Raw genomic sequence first — 5,433 nt, forward strand, 5'->3', positions numbered from 1 at the left:
CACATTGGAAACCGCCGTTATGGAACATGGTGCGCCCGAAATACTCAATACCGACCAGGGAAGCCAGTTCACCGCCAAGGAATTCCATACATGGGTGACGGCTCCCGGACAGGGCATAACGCTCAGTATGGACGGCAAAGGCCGGGCAATCGACAACATCTTCATCGAACGGCTGTGGCGCAGCGTCAAATATGAACATGTGTACCTTTTTCCCGCCGATGACGGATTACAGTGTTACCGTGGCATCAGGGAATACTTTGAATATTACAACCATGAACGTCGCCATCAGGGAATTGATGGCCAGAGACCGTTCGAGGTTTATCAACAACAGAAGAAAAAAGCAGCGTAGTGATAGAAAATGAAAATAGGGTTTTCAACAAAACCGGTGACTTATCAGTCTCCCCCGGACCCCCTCTTTTCAACATCATTATCATATTTATTTTTATTGAAAAACTGTCCTAGAGATAGGGGGAATTATAGTCTGTGAAGGTCGAATTTATATCTGGAACGTCCTGGAATAGCATTAAGATGGACACCTCTGCGATTTCCAACTTTGAGTCGGTTTTGCAGTTCTCCTAATAATTTTCCAGTTATTTCCATTTATTATTTATTCAATGATTTTCTTATAATGCCGCACAACGGTTTGGCTATGCGCAGTATCCCGAAGTGCATTGCGTATAGGTTGTGTTAGGCACTTTTCATTTACTTACTTTTTGATTCTACATGTTTAGATTAAGCTCAACTCCTTAAATCTACAAAAAGCATTAGCTAACTTAATTTGATACGGGCTTTTACACTCTACTTCAAAAATAACCGGATTGGCTACCATTATGAATCTGGTTCGTGCCCGTGAGACAGCCACATTAAATCGATTTGGGCTAAATAAAAAGTTCATACCACGAGGCGCTTCTTCCATACTGGAGGTAGCCACCGAATAAATAATCACGAGCGCTTCTTGTCCCTGGAATTTGTCTGCCGTACCCACTTCAAAATTCGGAAGCCGTTGTTTAATGGCCAGCACTTGCGCGTTGTATGGCGTAATGACTTTTATGTCAGCAGCTGCCAACTTCCTTTCAGCGCCATCCTCATTAATGAACCGCACATCGCCTCCAGTAAGTTGTGCAACGATTTCTTCGACCTTGTCAACCTCTTCTGCAGATGAGTTGGTATTTCCGGTGTGTTCTACTTCTTCGAGATAAAGACCCGAACCAGCATATTTTGAACCGATGATTTGCTGTTGGTCTAGATGCTCTTTTGGTTTTAATCGGTTTTCATAGAACAGCTCAGATACAAATGCATTGATGGATGAATGCATGCGCCATGTTTCAGCTAGAAACACTCCCTGCTCATAAGAAATGGTTTTCTCACCCTGTAAGACATGCTCTAAAGCGGAAACCTCAGTCCCGTTTGGGTGAACACCTTGTTGAGGCTGTTTCAATTGCTGTGGATCGCCAAGTAGCACCAGGTTAGCGCACGAGTGTGAAACCGCAAGTGTGTCAATAAGGGAAAGCTGACCGGCTTCATCAATAAACAGGTAGTCTACACTGTCTTCATATGGTGGTTTGCTCCACATAAATGATGTACCTGCAATAACATCCGTTGTGCCTATCGCTGCTTGAATGGGGCCTTCGTCTCTCGCCAATGTCCAAGGTGCAATTCCATCATCATCCGCCTTAACCTTTTGAATCATATTTATGCTGGAGCCATCCTCTTTTGCGACTTCCCAAACCTTTGTGAGTAGATTCGTAATCACTTTGTGGCTAAGTGCAGTTATGCCAATTTTTTTACCCTGCTTGGCCAAATGATAGATAAGGTGGCTGCCCGTGTAGCTCTTACCCGCACCGGGAGCGCCTTGAATAGGAAGGTAGCTGTGGTCAAGTTTGGATGCGAAATCAAATGTTCTTTCCAGAAGGTCTGCAAGGTTGGTTGAAGGTTCGTTTAAACGGGGAGAAATATTCATTAGCATTTGTCGAGCAGCGCGGTATTTTTCATTACTGCTCTCCATACCATTTGCTACAACCCATTCGGATAAATTGATGATGGCTTCTTCTTTGGTATTAGAGTTTACACCTTCAAGACTTATTACCGAAACGGGGTGGGGTAGATCTTTTTTAGATGGCCCCTTTTTAATTCGGAGTATACCTACATCAGTATCAATATCATGAATACTGCCTGGTTTATTTCCTTCCGGGTCTTCTAGTGAATTGCCTGGTCGTAAATCACATTCCTGTGGTGGAAACGTATAAGTGTCTAGAAAGCTTCTTTTTATAGGTTCTCTTTCACCTGTATATTGAAGAAAGGAAATAGCCTTCCGCTCATCCAAGAGTTCGTGTTCTGATAGTTCTTTCAAACGGAAAAACTCCCACCAATACGACTTCTTCTCCCTTCGATACCAATCAAGCATATGTGCTAGTATAAATCGAGCCTGTCCAATGTTGGTACGTTCAGCTTTTATAGGAGATATAGCTTCCAACAAGGCTTCCATTATCGGTTGTATACGTTCTTGATGAGCGGTGATATTGTCACTTGCATCACCATCGACATCTTCAGGTCGGGTAATGTTTGCACGCTCAGCAATTAGATTTGCTCTGATTTCTTCTAGCCATATTTGAAGCCTTACTAGCGATTCACAATCGTCTTGATTGTAAAGTTGTACAGCATCCGCTGTTTCTTTGCTCAGTTTATCAATGTTTCCGGTTTGAAGCAGCAACTCCAGTTGCGATTTGAAGCTAGACAACTCTCGAAGGTTCATTTTACGTTCATAGCCAAAGAATTTTTCTAGGTCTTTGATTGAGTATTTTTCCACGCTCGCCCGCACTGACTGCTTTACCACGCTGTGGAGGTCAATAAAAGTGTTTGACCGTAAGAATGTGTCGATTTCGTTTTCTCGTGACGCGTACTTACCCATGAGCCGTTTGAGGGCCGTTACTTCATAAGGTGCGTAGTGGTAAATGTGAAGTGTTGGATCTTCTTCTTTTAAAGCAATTGCAAAGTCTATAAACTGCTCAAAAATGACCTTTTCTTCCTTTTCATTTTTTGCCCATAACGCATGGTATTTGTCTTTGTGTACATAACCGATCATATATTCAAGTCCATCTGGATCAACCATCCTGTCACCTTCAAAATCTAAATAGATATCATTTGTTGAAGGTTCCGGTAGCTTATTTAGGCCTTTTCCTTCTTCAATTTCAAGCGTCTCATAGATTGGTTTATTACCTGCATTGCGACTTTCATTCTGAACTCGCGCTTGTTCTCGTAGTTTATTGTAGGTCTCTTTTGCACCTTTGGTAGGATCAAATGGTACAGGCAACAAAAGGTTGGCTACTTTCTCAAGTGTATCAATATCATTTAGCCTAAACTCTTTCATTTGAGATTTTCCCATGCCTGCAACAAAGGTCAGGTGGTCATCTTTTCTCCTAATCGCATTGCAATTCTTCCACCACCTACAGATATCACAATGGTGTACAGGTTCTGGATAGGTTTCGTATTCATTGGTTATAGCATCTTCTAGATTTCGCTTTACCAATCTGATATATGCTGCGTGTTCATCATAGCGATATTGTTCTTTACCTTCCGGTTTGATCACTCCCATATATTCTGGCGGTATCCCTTGGATCTGGGCTACACATTCCGAATAGAGCCCTATTTGCAATATGGTTCCAGCCTTAGTTTCATTTGCCAATTTGGTATCCCAAACTTCGTAAGACCAATCTCCTAGGTCGCTTGGTCTTTCGACCTTCATCAAGAAATCAGCCCAGCCACTCCATTTACCCTCTTCTTTCAAGCGCGCCTGGTAGATTACATCTGCACCGGAAGACATGGCCTCAATTGTTTTCTTTTCAGCATGAGGATCTTCATTGCTGATTTCAATGACCTCCATTCCTTCATCCCGTAGTTGTTGAAGATGTTTCGCTTCAAACTCCATTCCTCTCTCTTGGAGCATAATCACAACCCTGTTTGTGAGTACTTCAGGATCTTCGATTTCACCACGAGCGTGTTGCTTGTTAAGCTGAGTAAGGTGTTTACAGTTGCTGTGCGAAGAAATGTCTGAAGGACTGTATAGAATATGGTTGTTTTTGTTTTTCATTTAAATGTTTAAGAACAGCATTATTTTGAGATGTTTATTCCCATGAAGAATGAGCATTAAAGTTTTTCCAGAATTGAGCCTTACAATTGTATATCATCATTGATTACAATTCCATTTTGCGCGTTCGGTTTTATTGGTACTATGGCATCTCCATCGAAAGCTGACCGATTCAAGTATTCTTACCCTCCCAAGATACCCAGTGCATTTTTGAATTTGTTACGAAAAACCGTAAAAGAATTGGGGTTTTCCTCTAAATATCAAGCTCTTAACGAAGGTTTTCTTACGGAATGAACGAAAAGGCGATGAAAGGGCCTATGGATTCTCCTAATTTTCCTGCTTAAGGATACCCACATAGTAGTGGATGTAAAACAGGCTCAACAACACAAAAGCCAGCGGTTCGCGAAGTTCCTTGAACGCTGCCCGAAAACTGGAGTTGGTAGCGGTGACCGCCTCCCAAGATACATCGAACAAGGAATCGGCCAATAGAAAGGTTACCAAGAAGAAGATGCTAAAAGCGAGGGGTTTAGGGAGTTGTATCATAAGTAGTGTGTTGTTTAATATGGTTCCTGAACAATGTACGGTACCTTATCGTTTACTCATTTTGGCATAAAGGATGTAAAAACCACAACCCATTGCAAAAGACGGAACCGATAAATGTGATAGAATCCGCATCCACGACATCCTAGCTGTCAACTCATCTTGCAAGAAAACGTACAAATCGTACAGGGCAAAACCCATCAAGAGTACTCCTATGGGGATCCATATCAACTTGGTTTTCATCTTAAATGGTTTCCCCAAAAAACGGGGTTTCGACCCACAAATCTTGATAGTGGTTAGTCGCTTTAGGACACCAAAAAACCGGAGGCTTTCGCCCCCGGTCGCTAACAAACTCAAACTTAAAAAGGGAAGACTGGCGTCCTTCCGTTTCGTTTATTCCGCCAAATTCGTATCCCCAACGTTGGGGTTATACACATAGTTGAAGGTATAGACCCGTGACTCGTCCACAAAGGCATCGGGTTGGGCCGGGGCATCCCTATAATAACTCAAGACCTCCACCTTGGCATAGTGGCCGTCGTGGGTGCGGATGACCAAGATGCGTCCTGGGATGGGACTGATCGTAAAGGTGGCCGGGTTGTAATTGTACCAGCCGTTGTCGCTTCCGGTAGGGATGGCAAACGCCCCATCGGCATCCTCCGTAAAATCCAGGCCGACCGCCGATACCACATCGGCAAAGGTGCCGGTGGCAATCGAGGCCCCTCCGTTTCCGTTGCGCTCGGGTTCATCAGCCGTGCCGGTTACCGCGCCGCCGTTGATGGCGATCGTGGTGCCCCGAAAGGCGATGTCCC

Annotated in this window: 4 protein-coding genes; 1 reads left to right on the forward strand and 3 read right to left on the reverse strand. The window is 43.5% G+C overall.

The genetic code is table 11. The annotated features are described in order from the left end of the window. Nucleotides 1-349, forward strand: a 349-nt coding sequence (locus HRT75_RS13815) for an integrase core domain-containing protein (RefSeq protein ID WP_291187921.1), incomplete at its 5' end; no start/stop codon positions are given. Nucleotides 350-727: 378 nt separating this feature from the next. Here the strand turns inward: HRT75_RS13815 and HRT75_RS13820 are convergent. From HRT75_RS13820 to HRT75_RS13830, 3 genes are all read right to left on the reverse strand, one after another. Beyond that, on the reverse strand, nt 728-4,087 hold the full coding sequence (locus HRT75_RS13820) for a TM0106 family RecB-like putative nuclease (RefSeq protein ID WP_291187924.1): 3,360 nt from the start codon (nt 4,085-4,087) through the stop codon (nt 728-730). A gap of 324 nt (nt 4,088-4,411) precedes the next feature. Continuing rightward, on the reverse strand, nt 4,412-4,627 hold the full coding sequence (locus tag HRT75_RS13825; RefSeq protein ID WP_291187927.1) for a hypothetical protein: 216 nt from the start codon (nt 4,625-4,627) through the stop codon (nt 4,412-4,414). A 390-nt stretch (nt 4,628-5,017) separates the two neighbouring features. After that, a partial coding sequence (locus tag HRT75_RS13830) for an HmuY family protein (protein ID WP_291187930.1) occupies nt 5,018-5,433 on the reverse strand: 416 nt, incomplete at its 5' end.

This window comes from Gilvibacter sp. (assembly GCF_013214815.1).
GTDB lineage: Bacteria > Bacteroidota > Bacteroidia > Flavobacteriales > Flavobacteriaceae > Gilvibacter.